The 25,197-nt window shown below is 40.7% G+C and carries 24 protein-coding genes; 16 read left to right on the forward strand and 8 right to left on the reverse strand.

Annotation, left to right across the window (positions count from 1 at the left end; all coding sequences use genetic code 11):
• Positions 1-9 precede the first annotated feature (9 nt).
• The 13 genes from IWX76_RS08865 to IWX76_RS08925 all read left to right on the forward strand — a co-directional run bounded on the left by IWX76_RS08865 (position 10) and on the right by IWX76_RS08925 (position 11,314).
• A complete protein-coding gene (locus IWX76_RS08865) occupies positions 10-1,224 on the forward strand; it encodes a quinol:cytochrome C oxidoreductase (RefSeq protein WP_196859546.1) in 1,215 nt (404 codons plus the stop codon).
• A 65-nt stretch (positions 1,225-1,289) separates the two neighbouring features.
• The gene (locus tag IWX76_RS08870; RefSeq protein ID WP_196859547.1) at positions 1,290-2,525 is read left to right on the forward strand and encodes a cytochrome c oxidase subunit II; all 1,236 of its coding nucleotides are present in this window, start codon (positions 1,290-1,292) and stop codon (positions 2,523-2,525) included.
• Between the two features lie 20 nt (positions 2,526-2,545).
• Entirely contained in the window at positions 2,546-4,432 is a 1,887-nt protein-coding gene (locus tag IWX76_RS08875; protein WP_196859548.1) for a cytochrome c oxidase subunit I, read from the forward strand.
• Between the two features lie 79 nt (positions 4,433-4,511).
• Complete coding sequence (locus tag IWX76_RS08880; RefSeq protein ID WP_196859549.1) at positions 4,512-5,570, forward strand: COX15/CtaA family protein; 1,059 nt, start codon at positions 4,512-4,514, stop codon at positions 5,568-5,570.
• 15 nt (positions 5,571-5,585) lie between these two features.
• Positions 5,586-6,488: a heme o synthase gene (gene cyoE, locus IWX76_RS08885; protein WP_196859550.1), complete on the forward strand. Its 903-nt coding sequence runs from the start codon at positions 5,586-5,588 to the stop codon at positions 6,486-6,488.
• An 8-nt stretch (positions 6,489-6,496) separates the two neighbouring features.
• Positions 6,497-7,090 carry a cytochrome c oxidase subunit 3 gene (locus tag IWX76_RS08890; RefSeq protein ID WP_196859551.1) on the forward strand — a complete coding sequence of 198 codons (594 nt, stop codon included), beginning with the start codon at positions 6,497-6,499 and terminating at the stop codon, positions 7,088-7,090.
• Between the two features lie 30 nt (positions 7,091-7,120).
• Positions 7,121-7,828: a cytochrome c oxidase subunit 3 gene (locus IWX76_RS08895; RefSeq protein WP_196859552.1), complete on the forward strand. Its 708-nt coding sequence runs from the start codon at positions 7,121-7,123 to the stop codon at positions 7,826-7,828.
• Between the two features lie 18 nt (positions 7,829-7,846).
• The gene (locus IWX76_RS08900; RefSeq protein ID WP_196859553.1) at positions 7,847-8,200 is read left to right on the forward strand and encodes a cytochrome C oxidase subunit IV family protein; all 354 of its coding nucleotides are present in this window, start codon (positions 7,847-7,849) and stop codon (positions 8,198-8,200) included.
• Positions 8,201-8,203: 3 nt separating this feature from the next.
• Positions 8,204-8,908: an SCO family protein gene (locus IWX76_RS08905; protein ID WP_196859554.1), complete on the forward strand. Its 705-nt coding sequence runs from the start codon at positions 8,204-8,206 to the stop codon at positions 8,906-8,908.
• Between the two features lie 9 nt (positions 8,909-8,917).
• A complete protein-coding gene (locus IWX76_RS08910; protein ID WP_334641558.1) occupies positions 8,918-9,490 on the forward strand; it encodes a DUF420 domain-containing protein in 573 nt (190 codons plus the stop codon).
• A gap of 55 nt (positions 9,491-9,545) precedes the next feature.
• On the forward strand, positions 9,546-9,791 hold the full coding sequence (locus IWX76_RS08915; protein ID WP_196859555.1) for a hypothetical protein: 246 nt from the start codon (positions 9,546-9,548) through the stop codon (positions 9,789-9,791).
• Positions 9,784-10,446 carry a DUF2461 domain-containing protein gene (locus IWX76_RS08920; protein ID WP_196859556.1) on the forward strand — a complete coding sequence of 221 codons (663 nt, stop codon included), beginning with the start codon at positions 9,784-9,786 and terminating at the stop codon, positions 10,444-10,446. The genes IWX76_RS08915 and IWX76_RS08920 overlap by 8 nt, the downstream gene beginning before the upstream one ends.
• Before the next feature lie 25 nt (positions 10,447-10,471).
• The gene (locus tag IWX76_RS08925) at positions 10,472-11,314 is read left to right on the forward strand and encodes an OmpA/MotB family protein (RefSeq protein WP_196859557.1); all 843 of its coding nucleotides are present in this window, start codon (positions 10,472-10,474) and stop codon (positions 11,312-11,314) included.
• 84 nt (positions 11,315-11,398) lie between these two features.
• Here IWX76_RS08925 and rfbC read toward each other — a convergent pair whose 3' ends face one another.
• Positions 11,399-11,953, reverse strand: coding sequence for a dTDP-4-dehydrorhamnose 3,5-epimerase (rfbC, locus tag IWX76_RS08930; protein WP_196859558.1), 555 nt, complete (start codon positions 11,951-11,953; stop codon positions 11,399-11,401).
• Between the two features lies 1 nt (position 11,954).
• The gene (locus tag IWX76_RS08935) at positions 11,955-12,257 is read right to left on the reverse strand and encodes a DUF4286 family protein (protein WP_196859559.1); all 303 of its coding nucleotides are present in this window, start codon (positions 12,255-12,257) and stop codon (positions 11,955-11,957) included.
• A 184-nt stretch (positions 12,258-12,441) separates the two neighbouring features.
• Between IWX76_RS08935 and IWX76_RS08940 the strand changes: the two genes are divergently transcribed.
• From IWX76_RS08940 to IWX76_RS08950, 3 genes are read left to right on the forward strand one after another with little or no spacing between them, the layout of a single operon-like run.
• Positions 12,442-14,325 carry a S9 family peptidase gene (locus IWX76_RS08940; protein ID WP_196859560.1) on the forward strand — a complete coding sequence of 628 codons (1,884 nt, stop codon included), beginning with the start codon at positions 12,442-12,444 and terminating at the stop codon, positions 14,323-14,325.
• An 11-nt stretch (positions 14,326-14,336) separates the two neighbouring features.
• A complete protein-coding gene (locus IWX76_RS08945; RefSeq protein WP_196859561.1) occupies positions 14,337-16,004 on the forward strand; it encodes a sensor histidine kinase in 1,668 nt (555 codons plus the stop codon).
• Between the two features lie 5 nt (positions 16,005-16,009).
• The gene (locus tag IWX76_RS08950; RefSeq protein WP_196859562.1) at positions 16,010-16,699 is read left to right on the forward strand and encodes a response regulator transcription factor; all 690 of its coding nucleotides are present in this window, start codon (positions 16,010-16,012) and stop codon (positions 16,697-16,699) included.
• Here the strand turns inward: IWX76_RS08950 and IWX76_RS08955 are convergent, their stop codons facing one another.
• The 6 genes from IWX76_RS08955 to IWX76_RS08980 form a co-directional block, all read right to left on the reverse strand.
• Positions 16,700-17,956 carry a metallophosphoesterase gene (locus tag IWX76_RS08955; protein WP_196859563.1) on the reverse strand — a complete coding sequence of 419 codons (1,257 nt, stop codon included), beginning with the start codon at positions 17,954-17,956 and terminating at the stop codon, positions 16,700-16,702.
• 3 nt (positions 17,957-17,959) lie between these two features.
• Positions 17,960-19,453 (reverse strand): sigma 54-interacting transcriptional regulator, encoded by a 1,494-nt coding sequence (locus IWX76_RS08960; RefSeq protein ID WP_196859564.1) that lies wholly within the window; start codon positions 19,451-19,453, stop codon positions 17,960-17,962.
• 13 nt (positions 19,454-19,466) lie between these two features.
• Entirely contained in the window at positions 19,467-20,564 is a 1,098-nt protein-coding gene (locus IWX76_RS08965; protein ID WP_196859565.1) for a vWA domain-containing protein, read from the reverse strand.
• Positions 20,565-21,187: 623 nt separating this feature from the next.
• Positions 21,188-22,327 (reverse strand): radical SAM family heme chaperone HemW, encoded by a 1,140-nt coding sequence (gene hemW / locus IWX76_RS08970; protein ID WP_196859566.1) that lies wholly within the window; start codon positions 22,325-22,327, stop codon positions 21,188-21,190.
• Between the two features lie 177 nt (positions 22,328-22,504).
• Complete coding sequence (locus IWX76_RS08975; RefSeq protein ID WP_196859567.1) at positions 22,505-23,641, reverse strand: formylglycine-generating enzyme family protein; 1,137 nt, start codon at positions 23,639-23,641, stop codon at positions 22,505-22,507.
• A 6-nt stretch (positions 23,642-23,647) separates the two neighbouring features.
• On the reverse strand, positions 23,648-25,153 hold the full coding sequence (locus IWX76_RS08980) for a sulfatase family protein (RefSeq protein ID WP_196859568.1): 1,506 nt from the start codon (positions 25,151-25,153) through the stop codon (positions 23,648-23,650).
• Between the last annotated feature and the right edge of the window lie 44 nt (positions 25,154-25,197).

Here is a 25,197-nt window from a genome sequence, read left to right on the forward strand (position 1 = left end):
GCAGAATAAATGGGAACTCATAATTATAATTTTACTGAGCAGTTTGAGTTTGCGGGTAAAGCAAAGACCTTAAGTATAATCGCTATCGTTATTGGTATAGCGTCTATCGCTTATGGCTTTTCTGATCATGCAATGCATGAGAGGACTTTCGCTAACCTGTTACTAATGGGATATTACTTTGCATGCGTATGTATGTCGGGAACATTCTTTTTAGCGATTCAATTTGTAGCACAGGCAGGATGGTCTGCCTCTATTTTACGTGTGCCAGAAGCAATGGCGAAAACGTTGCCAATTGCGGTAGCAATATTACTTGTTATTGTTGGTCTAGGTTTATACACACACAATTTATATCACCACTGGAATGCACCTGGTTTAACCGATCCTTCCAGTCCTGATTATGATAAACTAATCGACGGAAAATCAGCATTCTTAAATGTGCCTTTTTTCATGGCGCGTCAAGTAATCTTTTTAGGTCTTTATTGTTTTTTCTCCATATTACTAGCCAGGTTATCAGCTAACCAGGATCTTGAAGGGGGACTAAACTCTTACAGAAAGAGCTTTAAGTATTCATGTATATTCCTTGTTATTTACGGATTTACACAACCGATCTTTGCGTTCGATACCGTGATGTCATTAGAAGCACACTGGTTCTCTACAATGTTTGGTTGGTATAACTTTGCTGCCATGTGGGTAAGTAGTTTAGCCATCATTGCCATCATCCTGATCTGCTTAAGAAAAGCAGGTTACATGCCATGGATAAACAATAGTCACTTACACAACTTAGGTCAGTTTATATTTGGTTTCTCTATTTTCTGGACTTATGTATGGTTTGCTCAGTTCCTACTGATCTACTATGCTAACATGCCGGAAGAAACCGTGTATTTTTACAAACGATTCGAGTTTTATAAGTTCTGGTTCTGGCTTAGTTTAGTATTAAACTTCTTAGCACCGGTACTTTTATTAATGGACCGCGACAATAAAAGAAAAGAAAACGTATTACTTGGTGTCTCAATTATTGTGTTATTAGGCCATTGGGTTGATTATTACCAAATGATTATGCCAGGCACAGTAGCTGAACATAATGGATTTGGAATAATTGAGCTTGGAACAGCAATAGGTTTTGTAGGTTTGTTTACCTTTACGGTATTAACGTCTTTAAGTAAAAAGCCATTAATAGCAAAGAACCATCCGTTTTTACAGGAGAGTTTGAATCACCACTTGTAGAATTGGTGATTAGATAGAGTATATAAATTAATTGTGTAGAAGTACAGCGTACTACCTTTAAGAAAATGAGTTTAAGAAAATTTATAACTAATAAAACAATGGCGGTTTTAGCCGTAATGGTAACTGCTTTTGCAAGTACCAGTGCATTTGCTCAAGCTGCCGCAGGGGCTGCCGCTACGGCTGCAGCACCTATCGACATGACCGCGGTTTACAAAACGGTAATATTTTACACAATGCTCTTTTTGCTGTTGTGTTTATTTATTGCTATTGTAGGTAAAGCGATTCGGGTTTATGAATTGACCCGTCAGGCTCAGGACAAACCAGAAGGAATCAACTGGAATAAGCTTAACGCTGTTTTGTTTATGTTATTCCTTATCGTAGGACTGTATGGCGTGTACTGGGAATATACTGTTCACGGTAACATGATCTTACCAGAAGCAGCTTCAGAACATGGTGTGCGTATCGATCAGATGTTTAACATCACGTTGATCATCACAACGATCGTTTTTATTGCTACACATATTCTTCTATTCACTTTCTCTTATTTTTACAGACATCAAGGAAATAGGAAAGCTTATTACTACCCACATAATAACACTATTGAGCGTATCTGGACAATTGCTCCTGCTTTAGTGTTAACTGTATTGGTATTAATGGGATTCTTAACCTGGAGATCAATCTTTTATAAAGTTGAAGATCCAAATAACAAACCTTTAAGTATTGAAGTAACTGGTTCTCAATTTTCATGGGCTATTCGTTATGCCGGACCAGATGGTATTGTTGGCCGTAAAAACTTTAAATTGATCAATGCGACCAATGGTTTAGGGATGGATTTAAAAGATAAAGCCAACTTTGATGATCAAATGGCTGATGAAATTGTACTTCCTGTTAATAAACCTGTACGTTTTACGTTAACAAGTAAGGATGTGTTACACAGTTTTTATTTACCTCACTTCAGGGTACAGTTAAATACGGTACCAGGTATGGCAACATACATGGAGTTTACGCCAACCATTACTACTGCAGAGATGCAGGCGAAAACAAACGATCCTGCTTTCAAATACATCCTGTTATGTGCTAAAATATGTGGACAAGGTCACTATAACATGCAAAAGACAGTTAGAGTTGTATCTCAGGAAGAGTATAATGCATGGATTAAGGAACAACCTGTATATATCAACAATGATTTAAGAAAACAGTTTAACTTGCCTATCGAGGCTGAGCCTATAGACGCCACTGCTGATACAACAGCAAAGGATACGGCAGCTGTAAAAACAAATCAATTGGCTTTAAAAAATTAAAAATACTGGAATAAAGCATTATGTCAACTATAACATTACACAATACGCATAACACTGATGACCATGATCATGGCCATCACGAGCAATCATTTCTAACGAAATATGTTTTCAGCCAGGATCACAAAATGATCGCGAAACAGTTTTTAATAACTGGTATCATCATGGCGGTGATTGCAATGGGCTTGTCTATTTTATTTCGTCTGCAATTGGCATGGCCGGATAGAAGCTTTCCCATATTAGAAACATTTTTAGGTAAATGGGCAGAAGGTGGTCGAATCAGACCGGACTTTTACCTGGCACTGGTAACGATACATGGTACCATCATGGTATTCTTTGTGTTAACAGCCGGGTTAAGCGGTACCTTTAGTAATTTATTGATCCCTCTTCAATTAGGGGCAAGAGATATGGCATCGCCATTCTTAAACATGCTTTCATATTGGTTCTTCCTCATTGCTTGTATTATCATGATGGGGTCGTTCTTTATACAAACCGGACCGGCGAGTGCGGGATGGACTATTTATCCTCCATTATCAGCATTGCCAACTGCGATCTCCGGATCGGCTCTTGGTATGACCTTATGGTTAATCAGTATGGTGCTTTTTGTTGCTTCTCAATTAATGGGTGGTATCAACTACGTGAGTACTGTATTAAACATGCGTACTAAAGGTATGGACATGTGGAAAATGCCACTAACCATCTGGGCTTTCTTTTTAACAGCAATCCTTGGTGTACTATCTTTCCCTGTATTAGTTGCAGGTGTAGTATTGTTAATTTTCGATAGAAGTTTTGGAACAAGTTTCTATTTATCTGATATCGTTATGGGTACGCAAGTTTTACCTAACGAAGGTGGATCACCAATTTTATGGCAACACTTATTCTGGTTCCTGGGTCACCCTGAGGTATACATCGTAATTATGCCTGCATTAGGTATTTCATCTGAAGTAATCTCAGTAAACTCTAGAAAACCAATTTTTGGTTACCATGCGATGGTTTACTCGCTAATTGGTATTACTGTATTATCATTTATCGTTTGGGGTCACCATATGTTTGTGACGGGGATGAACCCACTATTGGGTGGTGTCTTCATGATCACTACATTAATCATTGCGGTACCTTCAGCAGTAAAAACCTTTAATTACCTGGCTACTTTATGGAGAGGTAACATCAGGTTCACTACAGCCATGTTATTTGCTATTGGTTTAGTGTCTTTCTTTATCTCAGGTGGTTTAACTGGTATATTCTTAGGTAATGCATCTCTTGACATCAACTTACACGATACTTACTTCGTTGTTGCTCACTTTCACTTGGTAATGGGTTCTGCTGCCATCTTTGGTATGCTTGCAGGTGTTTATCACTGGTTCCCTAGAATGTTTGGAAGAATGATGAACGAAAAATTAGGATACTTACACTTCTGGGTTACTTTCATTTGTGCTTACCTGGTTTTCTTCCCGCTTCACTTCTTAGGTTTAGATGGTGTTCCGCGTCGTTACTACGCTTTCACAGAGTTTGAATTTATGCAGAAATGGGTTACCGTTAACGTATTTGTAACCTGGGCAGCAATCGTTGCATCATTAGCACAGGTAGCTTTCTTATGGAACTTCTTTTATTCTATCTTCAGAGGTAAAAAAGCAATACAAAATCCTTGGCAAGCTAATACTTTAGAGTGGACTGCTCCGGTAGAACATATTCACGGAAACTGGCCAGGAGAGATTCCTACAGTATACCGTTGGCCATATGATTACAGCAAGCCAGGTGCAGAAGAAGATTTTATTCCTCAAACTGTTCCTTTCTCTCAAACCATGAACTCTAATATGCCTCATGATTTCGAAGGAAACGAAGAAGCTGAACGCATCCAAAGAGACTGGGTTTTGAAACAAGAAGCCGCAGCAAAAACAACACAAGACTAGTCTAGTTTTCTAATATGTATGGGGTATCTGCAGTGAGTAAATACTTACAACAGATGCCCCATTTTTTTAACACCTAACAATGATTCCCAAAGCGCAAGCTAGATTCATCAGGCTTAACCTGATTACCATAGGAGTGACCCTTCTCGTTATCCTGGCTGGTGGAATTGTGCGCAGTACAGGCTCAGGAATGGGCTGTCCAGACTGGCCTAAATGTTTCGATCAATACATTCCACCAACGTCGGTATCGCAGCTGCCTGCCGACTATAAGGTGAAGTATGTGGAGGAACGCGTTGCTAAAAATGAACGTTTTGCAAAGACCCTTGATCACTTAGGGAAACAACATCTTGCTGATCAAATCAGACACGATCAGTCGATATCACAACCCGAAGTTTTCAATGCCGCTAAAACATGGACGGAATACATTAACCGTTTGGTTGGTGCTACTACCGGGTTATTCATGCTTGCACTGGCTTATCGTTCTTTTATCTACCGTAAAATTGCTAAACGTATCCTGTGGTTAAGTTTAATCAACCTGGTGATGGTTGTATTTCAAGCCTGGTTAGGTTCTATAGTGGTGTCTACAAACTTACTGCAATGGGTTATTACGGTGCACATGTTACTAGCCATGGTCATTTTAGCCATTATGACCTATACCTATCATTATGCGCAACAGTTGCATAAAGAGCCGGTAGTTATCATTTCAAAAATGGTAGGGCTTAAAATATTACTTTTTGTATCATTGGTGCTTAGTATCGTACAGATTGTTGTAGGCACTGAGGTTCGTGAGGCTATCGATACCATTTCAAAAGGATTGTTATATCAGGCTCGTGAAACCTGGGTTGGAAAAGTAGGTGATCTGTTTGTTTACCATAGAGACCTGGCTATTGCAGTAGCTATAGTAAATGCAGTAACCTATAAATTATTGATGGAAAAATTTAGTGGTAAAGCAACTGAGCTTCTTGTAGGTAATGCGATTGTAATTGTTTTAATTGTGCAGGTTCTAACTGGCCTTTTATTATCTAACTTTGCGCTACCTCCATATGCCCAAGCTACCCACATGTTATTTTCAACCATTTTATTCACTTTGCAATTTTATTTGTACTTGTTGGTTTCCAGGGCGAGTACCTATAATCAGTAATTAATTATAAACGATTTGAAACAAATATTAGGAGATTTTTCAAAGCTTATTAAATTCAGGCTTACCTTTTTAGTGGTATTTTCTGCATCAATAACCTTTTTAATGGGATCTAAAATGCAAGTTTCCAGGGGCGATTTGCCAGGAATTGATTGGGGTAATTGGATCATTCTAATTGTGGGTGGTTTCTTTGTAACCGCTGCAGCCAACTGCTTCAATGAGATTATTGAAAAGGACCTGGATAAATTAATGACGCGCACAAAAGACAGGCCTATGCCGGCAGGTCGCATGACCACAGGACAAGGTTTGGTGATGGGTTTAGTCATGGGAATATTAGGTACCTGGCTTTTAGGTAAATTAAACCTCGAAACCGGACTCCTTTCTGTATTTTCTATCTTATTATATGCCTTTGCATATACCCCAATGAAACGTAAATCGCCAATTGCTGTTTTCATCGGTGCCATTCCAGGTGCCTTGCCTCCACTCATTGGTTACCTTGCCGCACTAGGGCATTCTTCTACCTTCTATGCTTTAGATTACGAAATTGCAACCATCTTATTTTTGGTTCAGTTTGTGTGGCAATTTCCACACTTCTGGTCCATTGCCTGGGTGTTAGAAGAAGATTACAGTAAGGCAGGTTTTCACTTGCTACCAACACGTAAACAAGATAAAGTAAGTGCCTTAATTATTGTGATCAGTGCTATGGTGATGATTCCCGTAAGTTTATTGCCTACAATATATGGCTTTGGCGGTTTTTATATTGCCGGGGTATCTGTGATCGCCGGACTAGTATGGCTTTGGTATACCGTTAAACTCTACCAGAACATGGATTTGCCAAGTGCTAGAAAAGTGATGTTTACTTCGTTCTTCTATTTGCCGTTAGTTCAACTGGTTTTATTATTCGATTTTATTACTAAATAAGTATCAACATGGTTCATACATTAAAAGAAGAGGATGTTAAATTCAATCCTAAGCCATTTGACCCTAAACCTAAGAAGTTTGTTCTGTGGTTGTTTGTGGTCTCTTCCACCATCATGTTTGGAGGCTGGACAAGCTTTTACATCGTTTTCGCTGCCTCAAAAGGTAAAGGGCACGGCCTGGTATTACCAGACCTGTTTTTATACAGCACCATCATTCTGTTGCTGAGTAGTGTTTGTTTGTTTTTGGCCTCAAAATCACTTAGAAATCAACAATTACAAAAGCAAAAGTTATTCCTTTGGTTAACCGTAGCCTTCGGCCTGGCATTCGCCTTTTTACAGGTACAGGCCTGGTCAAGCTTATACCAAACCGGAGCAGCATTAGTTAACAATAACGCAGCCATATCCCTGATCTATATCGTTTCAGGATTTCACTTGTTGCATATTTTTGGCGGACTTTGCTTCGTTGGAAACGCTTTATACGGCGCATATAAGAATGTGGCTTTAGAAAAAGCCCAGTATAAGATGGAAATTGCCGCAATATTTTGGCATTTTATCGATATCTTATGGATATATCTGTATGTTTTTTTACTTTTGAACAGTTAGACTTTTTAACAAACTATTACAATTTATAAAATGGATTCATTATCACAATTAGATCAGGTTAAAACTACTGCATGGAGCGGCGGCCGTTCACCATGGTCCGTAGAATATGGCAAATTAATGATGTGGTTTTTCTTGCTATCTGATGCATTTACATTCTCGTCATTACTTGTGTATTATGGTGCACAACGTTTTACTAAATTTACATGGCCTGATCCTGATTTGGTGTTTCAATCCATTCCAGGTATTACTGATACGGGTGCGCCACTAGTATTCGTAGGTATCATGACCTTTATCTTAATCATGAGTTCGGTAACTATGGTACTTGCGGTTGAAGCAGGACACCGTAGAGCCAAAAAAGAAGTTATCTGGTGGATGGTAGCAACCATTATTGGTGGTTTCATGTTCCTTGGCTGTCAGGCTTTAGAATGGTCTCACTTACACCACTCTGGCTTCTGGTTTGCCAGTTTCCCTCCGGTTGATCAATTACAACAATACTTTGTAGGTCCGGTTTCTACCGTTGCTGCGCTACAGTTCTCTAACCTGTTCTTTACCATCACTGGATTCCACGGTTTTCACGTATTTACAGGGGTTCTTATTAATATTATCATTCTGTGCATGACCATCAATGGGGTTTTCGAAAAACGCGGATCTTATTTAATGGTAGAAAAAGTTGGTTTATACTGGCACTTTGTTGATTTAGTTTGGGTATTCGTTTTTACCTTCTTTTATTTAGTTTAATCCTTTAAAAATAGTATAATGTCAGAACATAACATACACCCAGCAACAGATCATGCACATGATGAGCATGGAGGTTTGAGTAAGAAAAAAATATGGCAGGTATTTGGTATCTTGTTATTAATAACCGTTATCGAGTTTTTCATTGCACTTTGGGTAATTCCTCATGGTTACATGTCACATAGCGTTGGTAACTTTATCTACATCGCATTAACCTTGCTTAAAGCTTATTACATTGTTGCTTACTTCATGCACTTAAAGTATGAGAAATTAGGCTTGCAATTAGCATTAACAGTCACCTTTATTTTTATTATTTACTTTATCGTATTGATGTTAATAGAAGGTGATTTTTTACACTTGCATATGCATGTATAATTCATGAAATTATTTCCTTTAAAAAAAATATTAATCCTGGTCACCATTTTAGCGGTACCAGGATTTTTATATTATTTACTGCAGGACAAAGGCAAGAACAGGTACAAACCTTTGCCTTTTTTTGGACCTAAATCAGTAGCGGCAACATTCCGTTCTGTTAGGGGTACCAAAATACCTGACACCAATTACCACCAGGTGAGCGACTTTACGTTGTTAAATCAGGCGGGTGATTCGCTGAGCTGGAAGAACTTTGAACATAAAATAATTATCTTAAACTTATTTTATACCAACGACAATCCAGCCACTAAAACGGCCAACAATGCACATAGCGTCTTGCAAAAAACCTATAGCAAAAATCAGGTTGTCAACTACCTTAGTTTAAGCGTAGATCCTACAAGAGACACCCCTGAAGCATTGGCTGCCTATGCGGCTAAGGTAAAGGCTGTGCCGGGTAAATGGGACTTGCTGACTGGCGATAGTACACAAATCTATAACTTCATTAATAAACAGCTGTTTATTGATGCCTACCAGAAGACAGAGAACGGCCAGCCGCGTTTTGTATATAATAACTTATTTATACTCCTCGATACCAAACACCGGATCAGGGGTTATTACGATATCACTAACCAGGAAGCTTATACCAAGTTAGATGATGAAATCAAGGTGCTGATTGTGGAAGAACTTCGCAACAATACCGATGGAAGATAATTGAGAACCATGAATTTGAATGATAAAATATTTTCCAGGCTAATCTGGATCGTCAGTGCAGTTGTACTTGTTGTTGTCGTGATCTTAAAATTAGTTCCTCCCCCTCAAACCAAGCCAGACTTTATCTATATGCTGCCTCACATCATTGGCGGTATTAATGCTACTTGTTCTGCACTACTGGTCCTTTCCCTTATTTTTATCAAACAGAAGAACATTAAAGCGCATAAAACTACTAATGTGATCACTTTTATGTTGTCTGCAGTGTTCCTTATTTTTTACATCTTGTTTCACCTGTATGAAAAAGATACTAAATATGGCGATGTAGATCATAATGGAATCATTTCTGCCGCGGAGCTAGCCGCTGTGGGTGTTAATCGCTATATCTACTTCTTTATCCTCATTACACATATTCTTTTAGCCATTGTGGTATTACCGTTGATTCTGATCAGTTTTCTGCGTGGCTTTAACATGCAGGTAGAAAAGCACAAGAGAATTGTTCGTTGGGCATACCCGGTTTGGTTATATGTAGCCGTTACCGGTGTCATTGTGTACCTGATGATTTCACCTTACTATAACTTCTAGGTCATAAGTACAATTTAGTGCCTTAGAACTTAAGCAGGTTTCCGTATATTTGGCTATGAAAAAGATGGTATTTATCTTCTTGTTTATACTTGGCTGTACTTTTACTGTAAGTATTCCTGCCAGTGCACAATGTGCCATGTGTAGCATTAATGCCGAACAAGGCACAAAAAACGGTAACACACAAGGTAAAGGATTAAACAGTGGGGTGCTTTACCTCCTGGCGCTTCCATACCTTGCACTTGCTGGTGTAGGCGTATTATGGTATAAAAAGTATCGCAATAAAAGTGTAAGCCATGATTAGTCCGTCCACCCTTAAATTTTTAGCAGACGTATCCGTAAATAATAACCGCGAGTGGTTTGCAGAACACAAGGGTGAGTACGAACAAGCCAGAGAACAAGTGCTGGCACTGGTTAAAGAACTGCTGCCCTATGTGGCCAAAGCAGATCCTTTGGTGTCCGGTGATACCGACCCAAAGAAAAATCTGATGCGCATTTATCGTGATGTCAGGTTCAGCAAAAATAAAGACCCCTACAAAACAAACTTTGGTATCTGGTTTTCTGCAAATGGTAAAGGCGGTAACGAACCCGGCTATTACCTGCATATCCAACCTGGAAACTGCTTCCTTGCCGGAGGCTACTGGATGCCCGATGCTAACCACCTGAAACTTATCCGCCAGGAAATTGATTATAACAGTACCGAATTCATCGACTTATTGCAAAAAAAGGAATTTGCCTCACACTTTGAATTAAGTAAGGAGAATACCCTTAAAAAAGCACCTAAAGGTTACGATACTGACGATCCCAATATTGAGTTGTTAAAGCTAAAGAGCTTTGAAGTCCTCAAAAAGATCGATGATAAATTTCTCTTCCAAAAAGATGTGGTAAAACAGCTGGGTAGCTATTTTAATCTGATCTTCCCCCTGATAGCCTTCCTTCGGAACGCTATCGCTAAATAATTACTGTAATAAACCTTAAACCGATATGAAACACACATTTCTAGGCTTAGCCGTACTACTTTTATTATCTTCCCTGACCTCCTGCGTGGTATTATCACCCAAAAAATACAAAGCCTTGCTGGCTCGTCAGGATTCCCTGAATATGGGCCTGTCTGAATCTCAATTAAAAGGAGGCAATCTGGAATCTACCATTAAGAAATTAAGAAAAGATACAGCTGATTTAAACAAGGAGCTTAGTAAACTTCAAGCGAAGTACACAGAAATTGATGGAAATTATGCCAAATTACGCAGTAACAGCTCTACGGAGATCAATAAGCTGTCTGGCGATTTGAAAGCCCGTGAGCAACGCTTAAAAGAAGTAGAGGAGGTATTGCGCAAACGTGATGCAGCCACTAACCAGTTAAAAGAAAAATTACAATCTGCTTTGCTTGGTTTTACCCAAAGCGGCTTAAGTGTTGATATTAAAAACGGCAAAGTATACGTGTCCTTAATGGATAAGCTATTGTTTCCTTCTGGAAGTATTGTGATTGATGACAAAGGTAAACAGGCCTTGAAAGAATTAGCCAAAGTATTAAAACAACAACCTGAGATTAACATTGCGGTAGAAGGGCATACCGATTCGCAAAAGATCAAAAACCTGGGCCAGATTAAAGATAACTGGGACTTAAGTGTATTGCGTTCTACTTCAGTTGTACGTTACCTGACCGAAGTGGAAAACGTAGAAAGCGTAAGGATGACGGCAACAGGTAAAGGAGAGTTTCAACCACTTGCCGATAACAGCAATGCCGATAGCAGAAGCAAAAACCGCAGGATTGAAATTGTACTCTCTCCAAAATTGGATGAATTATACGACCTGATCAAACAGTAGTCGACAAGTACCGCATAAAAAAAGCACCGTAAGATTAGATTCTTACGGTGCTTTTTTTATTTATAAATAACAAATTCCAGCTTCTTAAAACGGACTTACAAAGTCTTTGAAGGAAGTTAAAACCAGGTCTTTTTCAGATAACAGAAAATCTGCCGGATCCATCGTGTTACTCCAGTTTATACCCAGGTCCGCATCATTATAAATTACGCCAACTTCTGAGTCCTTATCGTAAAAATTACTTACTTTATAAGTGAAAATAGTGTTGTCTTCAAGGGTCAGAAAGCCATGTAGAAAGCCTGGTGGTACCCATAGCTGTTTGTGGTTTTCACCACTCAGTTCCACACTGTAATGCTGTCCGAAGGTGGCAGAGTCTTTACGCACATCTACCGCAACATCAAGCACACTACCCTGTATTACACGTACCAGTTTTCCCTGTGCAAAGGGCGCTTTTTGTGCATGTAAACCACGTAACGTTCCTCTTTGAGAAAAACTTTGGTTATCCTGAACAAAATCAACTTTCACACCAGCATTGGCAAAAGCCTTGGTGCTAAAACTTTCATAAAAATAACCACGGTTATCTTTCCAAACCTTGGGTTCGATCAAGAGCAGATCGGCTAATGGAGTATTTGTTATAGTCATCTTAAAGTTCGTCTTGCATGGTGGAGGCAAAAGAAACAACTTTTTCGCCATACTTTTCGTAAAGCTCAGCTTCTACTTGCGGAGCATGTTCCTGTAAATAATCAACAAAATCTTCCAGGTTTTCAAAAAAATACTGACTGGAATACGTTACGCCTTCATTTGGTGAATCAATGATGCGCCATACTTTATGACTGGTAAATTTACCGGAAGCCATAATCTTTGGGATATGTGTGCTTACCAGCCACGATGCCCATTCGGCAGCTACAGCATCGTCAGCAATGAAGGTGATGTTATATAAATACATGGCGTAAAGATAAAATTATAATTTTAGCTTAATAGTGGTATCTATTTTAAATGTTACTTGCAAGTGGGTGGTTCTCTTTTAAAAATTATTATTTTGATCAATATAAGCTACCTCAAGTAACAATATTAGTGTACTGTGTTCTAGGCTTACTGGTGTTGTGTACTTTTGTAGGCTAAATCATGATATGACGGCAATTTTAAGATTTATTTGTCTTGTTTTTATTTCTGTTTCTGTTGCCTGTACTGGGCAGAAGAAGGAAATTGCTATAACCGATTTTTTTAAAAGCCCTGATAAATCAGGCTTTGCACTATCACCTGATGGAAAATACCTGTCGTACTTTAAATTGGAAGGCGACAAACAAAATATTGTGATGGAAGACCTTGCCACAGGCAAATCTGTGCAGGTAACTAACCTCACCGATAAAAACGTAAACTATTACTTTTGGGTAAGTAACAACGAGGTTATTTATTACAAAAAGAGCCCTACAGGCAAAAACGCTACTTTGTTCATTATCAACAAAGATGGGAGTAAAGAGCGCCAGTTAAACGACAATGAGAAAAGCAGGATGCGGGTGCTTAAAGACCAGCTGATTGACGATAAGTATTTGCTGGTTTCTTCCAACCGGCGTGACTCTACAGTTTTCGATGTGTACCGTTTAAACGTGCGCGATGGGGATATGGAGATGGCTGTGAAAAACCCGGGTAATATTGTAAACTGGTACACAGACGCCAAGGCAAAACTCCGCCTGGCTACCTCTAGCGATGGGGTAAATGAAACCTTGTTATACCGCGAAAACGAAAGCCAACCCTTCCGTCCGGTCATCACCAATAATTTTACCACCACCATTACACCTATTGCGTTTGCTGACGGCAGGCCCAATATCATTTATGCCATATCTAATGCTAACCGCGATAAAAATGCCCTGGTTGAAATAAATTGCAGTACAGGAAAAGAAATTAAGGTGTTATTCGGCAACGACTCCCTCAATGTCGTCGAAGCACAATATTCTGTTAGCCGCAAGAACATGACCTTTGTGGTTTGTGAAACCTGGAAAAAAGATAAATATTACCTGGATACTTTCTCCAGGAGCTTCTATGAACGCCTGGATAAACTGATGCCACAAACAGAATCCAGGATTGTTGATCGCGATAAAGACGAAAACCTCTTCCTTTTGCGTACCTACACGGATAAAAACCCTGGGTCATACTATTTGTATAATGCAAAGAAAGCGCAGTTGCGCAAGCTGAGCGATGTAAACTCCTCCATCCGGGTGGAGGAAATGAGCGATGTGAAGCCCATTAGTTATGTTTCCCGCGACGGACTTACCATCAACGGCTACCTGACCCTGCCAAGAGATAAAAATCCGAAAAACCTTCCTTTGGTGGTTTTAGCGCATAATGGACTTGGTAATAGGAGCAGCTGGAGTTACAATGCCGAAGTGCAGTTTTTTGCCAACCGGGGTTATGCTGTTTTTCAGTCCAATCACCGTGGCTCTTCGGGTTACGGCAAAGAGTTTTCGGCAGCAGGTTTTAAACAATGGGGAGCCAAAATTAACAACGATATCGAAGATGGCGTGCGCTGGCTGGTCAAACAAGAGCTGGTTAATCCTAAAAAGGTAGCCATTTACGGTTCCGGTTTTGGTGGTTATATCGCTTTAAATAGCCTTTATGCCAATCCGGGTACTTATGCCTGTGCGGCTTCCAACTCAGGCGTGGTTAATCTTTTTAGCTACCTCAAGGCCATACCGCCATATTTAAAATCCAATCTTCAAATGTTCTATGATATTATAGGCAATCCCGTAACGGATGTAGATTATTTGCGCCAGGCCTCACCGGTATTTCACGCCGATAAGATCAACTCCCCCGTGTTTGTTGCGGTGAGCCCCAGAGATAAATGGATCAATCCGGCGGAGGTGGTACAGTTTGTGAAAGAACTCAAGAAAAAAAATGTGAAAGTTACTTATCTTGAAAAGACTTATGTCGATAACATGCTCAATACCACAGAAGACAGGCAGAATTATTATCTTGCATTAGAACAATTTCTGGAAAGTAACTTAAAAGGGAAATAGCCGGGCAGGTAATGACTTCAGAAAAAAAAAGCGGGTACCGTAAGAATTTTTATTTGATTGTTACCTTTATCGTACTGATTTCGGTCTTATTCGTCCTGTCTTTAGTTTTCGCCTATAATTTCAGTAAAAAGTTTATCGAAAACGACTTCGCTTCCGAAAAAGTAAAGGTGCTGGAGCAGAGCATCAAACCCTACAACGATTTCTTTCAGAATAAACTGCCCGAAGTATCCTTTTATAACGGCTACTTAGATTCTGCTACGACCGCTAAATTTGTAGATACCCTGCTGTTAACCTATCCCTTTGTTTCTAAAGTGGTTTTTTATGATTCTGAGGTCAAAAACGCAGCCGTTAAAGATGGTATTAATACGGGGCATTTTTCATTCGGCCCTAAAGCCATCTACCAGTTTGGGAGTTTAATCCCCGCCGATTCCGTAAAATTGTTCTCCGCTGCAGGCGAAAAGTCTTTTAAAAGGGGCGATGAATTCAATACCCTGGGTATTAAACTCATCTCCTTCATCGAGAATTTAGACACCACCAAAGTGCCAACACAAGATCAGTTGTTCAGCAATTTATCCATTGTACGGTCAAATCGCATTACCTACCTCAACTTTCCCAGGTTCGAAGACCTCAAGGTGTATAAACAGATGTTACGCAGAAAATTGGACCCCGCACCGGTTTACCAACAGGATATGCTGTCCTTTTACCTCGATCCTTTTAAAATAAAAATCATTAATAACTATAGTCACCTTTACCAAAACATCCGGATAGAACCCTTAACCTACGATCCACTAGAAACTTCCTGGGAACTGCAATCGACAGAAATTACTTTGCCAGGCCCTTTCTCTGACTATAAACTTTATTTTGTTTCGGCAAAGTCCTTTCTCGACAAAGAAATTTTAAGGTATTTCTGGCCTATTGCCCTGGTGGTATCGCTCTTTTATAGCATACTGGTGTTGGTGGCCTTTTTAATTTACCGCAACCTGAACATTAATCACCGCATGTTTAAGCTGCAATATGATTTTGTAAATAACCTGACCCACGAGTTTAAAACGCCCGTCAGTGTGATTAAAATTGCCGGAAATAACATTAGGAGTGCCACTTCTTTAAGCGATAAAGAACTAAAGCTTTATGGGCGTATCCTTGATGAAGAGGCCGATAAGCTCAATGGTCTGATGAATAAACTCCTGGCTTTTACCCAAATTGAAAATAAAGCTATACAGCTTAACCACGAAAGGGTCAATATCCGCGATTTTATCGAAAGTACCATCAGCTCACACCAGCTGAAACATCCCGATTTTGAGTTTACCTATGAAGTGTCTGGTTTTAAAACCTTAACCACAGATCCTGTATTATTAGGGAGCTTATTTGACAACCTGGTTGATAATGCTTACAAATATTCGCCTACAGCGCGTAAAAAGTTGCATATTACCGCTAGATTGATCAAAGGTAGGGTGGTATTCAGGTTTACTGACCAAGGGATCGGTATCCCATCGCCTCAGATTAATGATGTGTTTAAAAAGTTTTACCGCATCCAGAACCAATATAACCAAAATGGTAGCGTGGGACTGGGTTTGGCTTTCTGTAAGGAACTTGTTAACTTTATGAAAGGCGAAATAACCGTCAAAAGCAAAGTGGACCAGGGAACAGAGTTTAAAATTGTACTACCATTTAACGATTAAAATAAATGTCTAAAGGAATAAAAATATTAATAGTTGAGGACGACGAAAACTTACGCTTTTTAGTAGCCCACCGTTTAAAAACGGAAGGTTATGACGTATTGGAAGAAGGGAATGGCGATGCCGCTATACCTACTATTTTAACCGAAAAGCCTGAAATTGTTTTGATGGACTGGATGTTACCTGGTAAACAGGGTGCAGAAGTATGTGAAGAGGTGCGTAAAGCTGGTTTTGATAACCTCATCATCATGATGACGGCTAAAGCACAGGATGTTGATAAAATTGATGCTTATAACTTCGGAGCCTCAGATTATGTAACTAAACCTTTCAATATGGATGTTTTGGTGGCCATGCTGGATAGCAAAGTGAAGTTTTTGCTAAACAACGATAAATCAGAAATTCATCGTTTCGGTAACATGGAACATCACCCTAATATTCATACGTTGTTTAGCGAAGGCAAGAAAATTGAATTAACCATTCTGGAAAACCGCATTTTATTGTACTTCCTTCGCAATCCAAATAAAGTCATTAACCGCGATGAGTTGATGCTTGTGGTATGGGGTTACAACTCTGATGTAAACACCCGCACCCTTGATATGCACATTGTGCGTTTACGTAAAAAGATAGAATTAAACCCGGATAACCCACAACTGTTACAAACCGTAAGAGGTGTAGGCTACCGTTTTAATGCGGGCTAGTTAAGCCCGCTTCAGTTCAAAAATCGTAATCTCGGGTAACATGCCCACACGGCCAGGGTAACCCAGAAAACCGTAACCAACATTAACATACAACTGTTGCTGCTGTTGCTGGTATAGCCCTGCCCATTCTTCATAAATATACTGTACCGGGCTCCATTGCATGTCTTTAAGGCGTACGCCAAACTGCATACCATGGGTGTGCCCGCTAAACATGGCATCAATTTGAGGGTATTTCTGCAATACCTCACCACGCCAATGCGATGGGTCGTGTGAAAGCAACAGTTTTACAGGTAGATCCTCGGTATTTTTAATCGCTTCTTCCATTTTTCCAAACTTCGGAAAACGACCCATGCCCCAGTTTTCGATACCTAATACACCTATTTCTTCGCCGTCAACTTTAATCCTCCGGTTTTCGTTCATCAGCAGGTCCCAACCCATATTTTTATGAGTAGCAATCACATCGGCCAGGTTTTTTGCCTTCTCGGCTGAGGGCCCCTTGCCATAAAAGTATTCCCCGTAATCATGGTTTCCCAGGGTTGAATAAACGCCTAATGGTGCTTTTACCCTCGAAAATATATCCTGGTAATTGCGCATCTCCGAAGCTTTATCGTTCACCAGATCGCCGGTAAAGAATACCATATCCGGTTTCTCCCCCAGTAACATATCGATACCCCCATTCACTGCTTTCTGGTTGTAAAAACTACCTGAATGCACATCAGAAATCTGTGCCATGGTCATGCCGTCAAATGCTTTAGGCAAATTGGGTAACACCAGTTTCACTCTTTTAATCCTGTAATCGTAAGCACCAGAGATAATACCCCAGGAGAGTGAAGTAAGCGGTATGGCCGCTACAATCATACCTGTCTTCACCAAAAAGGAGGAGCGGCTGATCGGTTCACCGGGCACCTGTGCTGGTGATACTACCGGCGTTTCTTTTTTAATAAATCTACGGTACAGCAGTGTTGCCAGTCGGCGAATATCATCTGCCACCAAAAACACCAAAAACACCATTTTACAGGTCACCGTCAAAAAATATGCGACTAGAATAACAGCCCTTAACGATAGGAACAGGTTTAAATAAATGCCGGTAAACACCCCAATGGTGAGCAGGATAGTATAACTCCACCACAAGGTGCTAAAGAGTCTACGGGTATTGTTGGTCCACTTTTTAAAAACAGAAAGAACAGCTTTATAACAATAATAATCTAAAGCCAACATCATAAATGTTAGCAGCACTAATAAAGGTAAACGTCCCATTTGTTATCTAAAGTCTATATCATCTTCGTCATCTGCATCATTGCTGAACAGGCTGTCGAACATATCGGAAAAACCAAAACCACCTTCGTGGAATTTTTTATTCAGCTGTGAATATTCTGCCAATCCGTGTAATACGAATTCCATTAACAACAGCGTTTGGTTTGCACTTAATTTAGGGTGGAACTTTTTAACCATTTCCTGTAAGCCACTCACCTTGGTCAGTTCTTTCTTGTATTGTTGGTCAGTTAAACCGTCCAATAAATCAATGGTATTTCCTTCGGTAAACCATTCGGTAATGACCAGGTAGGGGTTTGCTGTTTTGCTCTTCTTAGCTTTCTCCGGATCGGGGAAATAACGGGAAAACATGGTTTTAATGGCTTTACCAATTAAAATATTGGCCACTTTTGCAGGGCCTTCCAATTCACCTTCATACACCAGTTCTATTTTTCCGGTAATGGCTGGAATAATGCCCGTCAAGTCCGACAAGCGTACTGCGGTTTTGGCTTCGCCATTAATTAGCATCCGGCGTTCGGCAGTACTGATCAGGTTTTCATAGGCCGAAATGGTTAATCGGGCTGAAACTCCTGATTTTTGGTCAATAAACTCACTGTTACGTGCTTCAAAAGCCACTTGTTCTACCAAGTCTTTCACTAAGCCGTCTGCTTCAATGAGCTTGCGCTGTGATTCAGTTAGTTTGGCTTCCTGGAAAGTAATTTTTCTGGAAATGCTAATGCTTTTCGGATAATGGGTCAAGATCTGACTTTCGATCCTGTCTTTCAAAGGCGTGACAATCGAACCCCTGTTGGTATAATCCTCCGGGTTGGCGGTAAATACAAATTGCACATCCAGTGGCAAACGCAGTTTAAAACCACGAATCTGGATATCTTTTTCCTGCAGCATGTTAAACAAGGCTACTTGTATACGAGCCTGCAAATCGGGCAATTCGTTAATCACGAAAATACTACGGTGTGCACGCGGGATAAGGCCAAAGTGGATCACTCGTTCGTCGTTGTAGGTTAACTTCAGTGTAGCGGCTTTAATCGGGTCTACATCGCCAATTAAATCGGCCACCGTCACATCTGGCGTAGCTAATTTTTCCGTATAACGATCAGAACGGTGCTGCCAGCTTACCGGCGTATTGTCGCCATGAATCAGCACTTCATGTTTACCAAACCAGGAAATCGGGTTCAGTGGATCATCAAATATCTCACTTCCGGTTACATAGGGGATGTATTCATCCAGCAAGTTCACCATTAAACGGGCAATACGGGTTTTCGCTTGTCCGCGTAAACCCAGTAAAAGCACGTTATGGCGCGAAAGAATGGCGGTTTGCAGTTCAGGGATTACGGTTTCATCGTACCCTAAAATGCCTTCAAAGCCTTGTTCTTTTTGTTGTAATTGAGTGATGAGGTTTTTTCGCAATTCATCCTTAACGGTTAAGGATGTATATCCTGCGGCTTTTAAATCTCCGAGCGTCTTAATTTTTTTATAATCCATAGGGTTAAAGTCCTTATCGAACTGTTTTTCTTCTGTTTTTAATATAGTCCTCAAAAATGTATTCTCCCAATCCGGTTAACGAACTGTAGAATGCCCTGCCACCATTTACCTGTGTAAAATCTCTCACAAACTGTTGCAGGTAAGGGTCTTTGGCAATCATAAAGGTGGTAATCGGAATATTCAGCCTTTTACATTGTGCGGCCATGTTTAACGTTTTGGTAATCACCTTGCGGTCTAGGCCCATGCTATTTTTATAATAACGGCCATTTTCCTTTAAACAGGTGGGTTTACCGTCGGTAATCATAAAAATCTGCTTGTTATGGGTTTTCCTCCGGCGAAGCAAATCCACCGCCAGTTCTAACCCGGCAAAAGTATTGGTGTGGTATGGTCCCACTTGCAGGTAAGGTAAATCCTTCACCGTAATGGTCCAGGCATCGTTACCAAACACCACAATATCCAGTGTATCTTTCGGATAGCGGGTTTTGATCAGTTCGGCCAAAGCCATGGCTACTTTTTTGGCCGGAGTAATACGATCCTCACCATACAAAATCATGGAGTGCGAAATATCGATCATGAGCACCGTAGAGGTCAGGGTTTTAAAGTCCTTTTCTTCCACTTCCAGGTCACGTTCGGTTAACGTAAAGTTGTTAATCCCGTGGTTGATCTGTGCATTCTGTATCGAGGTGGTCATGTCAATCTGGTCCAGGCTGTCGCCAAAGCTAAAAGCCCTGCGGTCGGCATTTTTCTCCTCGCCAATACCAGAAATATTGCTGTTATGGTTACCGCGGCCTGCTTTTTTAAGCTTGCCAAAGATTTCTTCCAACGCCGACTGGCGGATGGTCTGTTCTGTTTTTGCGGTAATCTCTATTCGGCCATCCTGGTTGTCTTCGGTAATGTAACCTTTATCCTTCAGGTCGTCAATAAAATTACCCATACCATAATCACCATTGGTAAACTTGTATTGTTTATCCAATTCATTCATCCAGGCCAGCGTTTCGCCAGCATCACCTGCGGTATAATTGAGTAACTGCGTAAAAAGTTTAAGCAGTTCATCAAAGCCCCCTTTAGGTAAATCATCCGGAATATAGTTTGAAAAATGGAATCCCCTCATATCATCTGCAATAACGAATTAACGAAGGTAAAAGTTTGAAACTGAACTAATTTAAGGAGGATGTCATTTTTGCTGTTTCGAGGGGCAGATCAGGCGATAATGATTGAGCCTTCGTGTTGCCGTTGCCTCGCCGTCTCCAGGGGGTTGTGTCGGCTGTGGCCGAAGAGAGGGCGAGGCAAGGGCGACGAGAGGGCGAAGCAACCCCCTAGAGACACCCAAACAACGATGGGTTCGTGGTTAATTGGGCGTAGCGTCTGCCTATGACTAATAAGGCGAACAACGTGGGAAGATTTATTTGTAAGGAAGTTATACAGGCAAATTGGTTAATTGTAAATGCGCCATACAGGTTGTTTCAGCGATATGGGTACCCTTTGTAAAAACAATAAATTTCTGAAGGCGAATTACACATTGTACTTTAGGTAACTAGGTGTTCAGTAGGGGTTCGTTAGGTTTCAGGCCTAATGCCCCCCTGTTAACCCGCAATCAACGGCAAGTTTAAGGGAGCCTATTTCAAAAACTCCTGTAATATCCAGGTAGCGCCATGGATGAACAATGTGGTAGCCTAGCCCCGTTTTAATAAAGGGGCTTTCTTAGACAAGAAGGTTGGGAAGGTTTTGCTTGAGTTATCTTTCGTGATTTTCCAATAAAAACAGTTCTGATGCAATATGATCTGCAAATAACTTGCCTTCGGGGGTTAACTTCACGCTGTTCTGTTCTACCTGCAGCCAGTTTCTTTCCTCAAAAGGCTTTAAGTTAAAGCGCATTTCTTCTTCAAAAGTTTTGCCGTAACGTTGTTTGATCTGGTGGAGGTCCATGCCCCACATGGTGCGCAGCGAGGTCATGGTGTATTCGTTCAGGCGGTCTAGTTGGGTCAGTTCTTCTACTGTTTCGACCAATTTACCCTGCTGTAGTTTTTCCATGTATTCAGCATTGTTGGCCACATTCAGTTGCCTGTTGGTGCCATCGAAGCCGTGTGCAGAGGGGCCAATGCCCAAATATGACACACCACGCCAGTAATTGGTGTTGTGTACGGCGTATTGGCCAGGTAAGCTGTAGTTGGAGATTTCGTAATGTTCGAAACCTGCAGCAAGCAGCTTTTCTATTAATAGTTGAAACTGCTCAGCACTCTGGTCGTCGTTCAAAGGGATTTGTTTTCCTTTTTTAATCAGGCTGGCCAGGGCAGTTTTAGGTTCTACGGTTAAGGAATAGCCGGATAAATGCGGAATCTGAAGATCTACCGCTTTATTGATGTTTTCTAAGAACTTGACATTGGTGAGCAGGGGGTAGCCATAGATTAAATCGATGCTGAGGTTTTCGAAACCGGCATCCTGGCTGCGCTTAATGGAGTTCTCTGCTTCTGCAGAATTATGTGCGCGGTTCATCCAGCGGAGGTCTTCATCAAAAAAGGATTGTGTACCAATGCTGAAGCGGTTAACCGGCATGTGTCTTAATTCAGCGATCTTTTTTGCATCAAGGTCATCAGGATTGGTTTCCATGGTGATTTCTGCATCCGCAGCGATAGAGAAATGCTGGGTCAGGGTATCAAATATCCTGTTTAAAAGTGGGCTGGGTAAAACTGATGGGGTACCACCGCCGAAATAAATACTGCCTACCTGTTCGGTGATCCGGTCTTTTTTTAAGAGGAGTTCTTTACAGATGGCGTCGGTCATTTCTTCGGCATACTTTAAGGAAGTCGTGAAATGAAAGTCGCAATAAGTACATGCTTTTTTACAAAATGGAATGTGGATATAGATGCCCGCCATGTTGCAAAGTTAAGCGCAAATTATTGTAAACCTATGATTGACCTAATTTTCAGGAATAGTTCCGCATCCTTATCTTCATATTGCACGATCATCGCTTTAAGCTTTATCTATAATTCTGCAGTAATTCATTACAGCCCTTTTTACCATAAACATTTGCAATGATGATATGATCGTCTGTTAACGAGTGGATGCAGATTTTACACACCTGAATCCAGTATTTTGGAGGCCGGTATCAGGAGATGATTTCATTCTGGCGGCTACCCTATAGCCCATACAATAAGCGCTGTTACACATAAATGAACCCCCTCTTGTTACTTTTTTGGGAACAGTGGGCTCATCTGGATCAAAACTTTTATCAGGACCTTGCGGGTTGGTTGCAATTTTGCTTTTCTGCGTTACATAATAGTCAATAGCATACCAGTCCGATACCCATTCCCAAACATTGCCTGCCATATCATATAAACCGTACCCATTTGCAGGGAATGATCCGGTAGGGGCTACACCATGAAAGCCATCCCAGTCTGTGTTTTTGTTTGGAAAGCTACCTTGCCATGTATTCGCTTTTGGTTTCCCGCCTTCAATTTGTTCATTTCCCCAGGGATATATCGTGTTTTTCTGTCCACCACGTGCGGCGTATTCCCACTCCGCTTCTGTCGGTAAACGTTTGCCAGCCCATTTAGCATAGGCATTGGCATCTTCCCAGCAAACCTGGGTAACAGGATAATTGTCTTTGCCTTTTAAATTGCTTTGAGGTCCCTCGGGATGTTTCCAGTCGGCTCCGGGTGTCCAGGCCCACCATTGTGAGGCATCGTGTAAAGGAACAGGCCTGGAGGGAGGATTAAATGTAAGTGAGGCGGCTACCAGTATATCGTCTGCTGGTTTTGGGGTGCCTGCAGGCAACTGTTTTTTGATTTCTTCCCAATCCGGCTTTCGCTCTGCAACGGTTATATAACCGGTTTTTTTAACGAATTCTGCAAATTGTGCATTGGTCACTTCTCTTTCATCCATCCAATAGCCATCCAGTTTCACTTCATGTGAAGGATATTCGTCAGCACGTCCCTGCTGATCAGTTGCGCCCATTAAAAATTTTCCTGCCGGAATCCATTTCATGCCTTTGGTGGATGCGGATGAACTCGAAGAAATTGAGGAGTCTGGGTCGTTTTTTACCAATACACCATACCTGCTTGGTAAATTATCTGAGCATGATGCGGCATCGGCAGTTTTAACCCCTTCAGATTTATTGGCCTGACTGCAGGAAATGGCCACTAAAAGTGGCCATAGCAAATAGATTCCTTTATTTATTTTTAACGTCATAACAGCTTATTCCTTTTGTTTTATCGTTGTCAATAGCTTTTCTAGCTCATTAACTAAATTAGGGTGTTTGGCGGCAAGATTATTTTTTTCACTTTTATCTTCTTTAAGATTATACAGCTGCGGCTGTTTAGAATTGCCTGTTTCAATGCCAACCAATTTATTATAAGCTATTCCATCGGATGGTGAAATGTATTTCCAGCCATCTTTGATAATAGCAAGCGTACTGGCATGTTCAACAAATACAGATCTCCCCTTAGTTGATTTGCCAAGAAAAGCTTCCAGCAGGTTTTCGCTATCCGGGGCATCTCCATTTGGAATAGGTTGTTTTATCAGTTTAGAGAAGCTGGCCAGTAAATCCATCTGACTTACCATGGCTTCTGAAACCTGTGGTTTAACCGTTCCAGGCCAGCTTAAAATAAAAGGAACTCTTGTACCACCTTCTAAAATACTGTATTTTCCTCCGCGAAACTGACCGGCAGGAATATGGCCATTGATTTTTAATACGGCCTCGTCCTCATAGCCATCATTTAGCACAGGACCATTGTCACTGCTGAATACAATGATGGTATTTTTGTCAATCTTAAGGTCTTTTAACTGCTTAATGATTTGTCCAACGGTATAATCAAGTTGTAAGATCGCATCACCACGCAAACCTAAACCGCTTTTTCCCCTAAACATTGTAGCAGGCATTCTAGGAACATGAGGCTCAGTTAAAGCAAAATATAGGAAGAAGGAGCTTTGATGGTTGGTCTCGATGAATTGTTGTGCTTTGGCTAAGAATGTAGTGGTGATTTCTTCGTCTACCCAACGGGCCATTTTGCCGCCGCTCATATATCCAATTCGTCCAATCCCGTTGACAATGGTTTGATTGTGGCCATGATTAGGAGAGGACTGTTGTTTTAACAGCTCCGGGTGCTCTTTTCCAGTTGGATCAGTTCCAACCTTATTGACATAATCTACTGTAATGGGATCATTTGCATCAAGCGCAACAACCCTGTGGTTCTCCATAAACACAGTAGGCACACGATCTGCTGTTGCCGGAAAAATAAAAGAATAATCAAAACCCACCTCATTAGGCCCTGGTTTAATATCCTCATTCCAATTCTTTTCTACCTGCTCACCCAGGCCAAGGTGCCACTTTCCTATGATGGCGGTTTTATATCCTGCTTTTTTAAACAGGTTAGGCAAAGTAGTTTTATCTGTTGGAATAATCAATGCAGCGTCACCTGGTAAAATCCCGGTGCCATCTTTACGCCATGGATACCTGCCAGTCATTAAAGCATAGCGGGATGGGGTACAGGTGGCAGATGTGGCATGGCCATCAGTAAAGCGGACTCCAGAAGCAGCGAGTTTATCTAAATTGGGTGTTTGTATTTTGGTTGCACCATAACAACTCAGGTCTCCATAGCCAAGATCATCAGCATAAATAAAAATAACATTTGGGTGTTCTACTTTTTGTGCAAAACTTGAATGGGTCAAAAGAGAGAGTATGATAAATAGTATTTTTTTCATTTTATTTGGTTTAATTTTCGTGGTAGAACGTTTGATATTCGTTG

The organism is Pedobacter sp. CAN_A7, assembly GCF_015752175.1.
Classification (GTDB): Bacteria; Bacteroidota; Bacteroidia; order Sphingobacteriales; family Sphingobacteriaceae; genus Pedobacter.

Bases quoted from the DNA above. Each gene is read 5' to 3' on its own strand.
- IWX76_RS08965 (WP_196859565.1), bottom strand. From the start codon at position 20,564: ATGAGGGGATTCCATTTTTCAAACTATATTCCGGATGATTTACCTAAA.
- IWX76_RS08950 (WP_196859562.1), top strand. From the start codon at position 16,010: ATGTCTAAAGGAATAAAAATATTAATAGTTGAGGACGACGAAAACTTA.
- hemW (WP_196859566.1), bottom strand. From the start codon at position 22,327: ATGGCGGGCATCTATATCCACATTCCATTTTGTAAAAAAGCATGTACT.
- IWX76_RS08945 (WP_196859561.1), top strand. From the start codon at position 14,337: ATGACTTCAGAAAAAAAAAGCGGGTACCGTAAGAATTTTTATTTGATT.
- IWX76_RS08915 (WP_196859555.1), top strand. From the start codon at position 9,546: ATGAAAAAGATGGTATTTATCTTCTTGTTTATACTTGGCTGTACTTTT.
- rfbC (WP_196859558.1), bottom strand. From the start codon at position 11,953: ATGACTATAACAAATACTCCATTAGCCGATCTGCTCTTGATCGAACCC.
- IWX76_RS08960 (WP_196859564.1), bottom strand. From the start codon at position 19,453: ATGGATTATAAAAAAATTAAGACGCTCGGAGATTTAAAAGCCGCAGGA.
- IWX76_RS08940 (WP_196859560.1), top strand. From the start codon at position 12,442: ATGACGGCAATTTTAAGATTTATTTGTCTTGTTTTTATTTCTGTTTCT.
- IWX76_RS08895 (WP_196859552.1), top strand. From the start codon at position 7,121: ATGGATTCATTATCACAATTAGATCAGGTTAAAACTACTGCATGGAGC.
- IWX76_RS08980 (WP_196859568.1), bottom strand. From the start codon at position 25,153: ATGAAAAAAATACTATTTATCATACTCTCTCTTTTGACCCATTCAAGT.
- IWX76_RS08935 (WP_196859559.1), bottom strand. From the start codon at position 12,257: ATGTATTTATATAACATCACCTTCATTGCTGACGATGCTGTAGCTGCC.
- IWX76_RS08865 (WP_196859546.1), top strand. From the start codon at position 10: ATGGGAACTCATAATTATAATTTTACTGAGCAGTTTGAGTTTGCGGGT.
- IWX76_RS08975 (WP_196859567.1), bottom strand. From the start codon at position 23,641: ATGACGTTAAAAATAAATAAAGGAATCTATTTGCTATGGCCACTTTTA.
- IWX76_RS08870 (WP_196859547.1), top strand. From the start codon at position 1,290: ATGAGTTTAAGAAAATTTATAACTAATAAAACAATGGCGGTTTTAGCC.
- IWX76_RS08880 (WP_196859549.1), top strand. From the start codon at position 4,512: ATGATTCCCAAAGCGCAAGCTAGATTCATCAGGCTTAACCTGATTACC.
- IWX76_RS08955 (WP_196859563.1), bottom strand. From the start codon at position 17,956: ATGGGACGTTTACCTTTATTAGTGCTGCTAACATTTATGATGTTGGCT.
- IWX76_RS08890 (WP_196859551.1), top strand. From the start codon at position 6,497: ATGGTTCATACATTAAAAGAAGAGGATGTTAAATTCAATCCTAAGCCA.
- IWX76_RS08875 (WP_196859548.1), top strand. From the start codon at position 2,546: ATGTCAACTATAACATTACACAATACGCATAACACTGATGACCATGAT.
- IWX76_RS08925 (WP_196859557.1), top strand. From the start codon at position 10,472: ATGAAACACACATTTCTAGGCTTAGCCGTACTACTTTTATTATCTTCC.
- IWX76_RS08910 (WP_334641558.1), top strand. From the start codon at position 8,918: ATGAATTTGAATGATAAAATATTTTCCAGGCTAATCTGGATCGTCAGT.
- IWX76_RS08905 (WP_196859554.1), top strand. From the start codon at position 8,204: ATGAAATTATTTCCTTTAAAAAAAATATTAATCCTGGTCACCATTTTA.
- IWX76_RS08900 (WP_196859553.1), top strand. From the start codon at position 7,847: ATGTCAGAACATAACATACACCCAGCAACAGATCATGCACATGATGAG.
- IWX76_RS08920 (WP_196859556.1), top strand. From the start codon at position 9,784: ATGATTAGTCCGTCCACCCTTAAATTTTTAGCAGACGTATCCGTAAAT.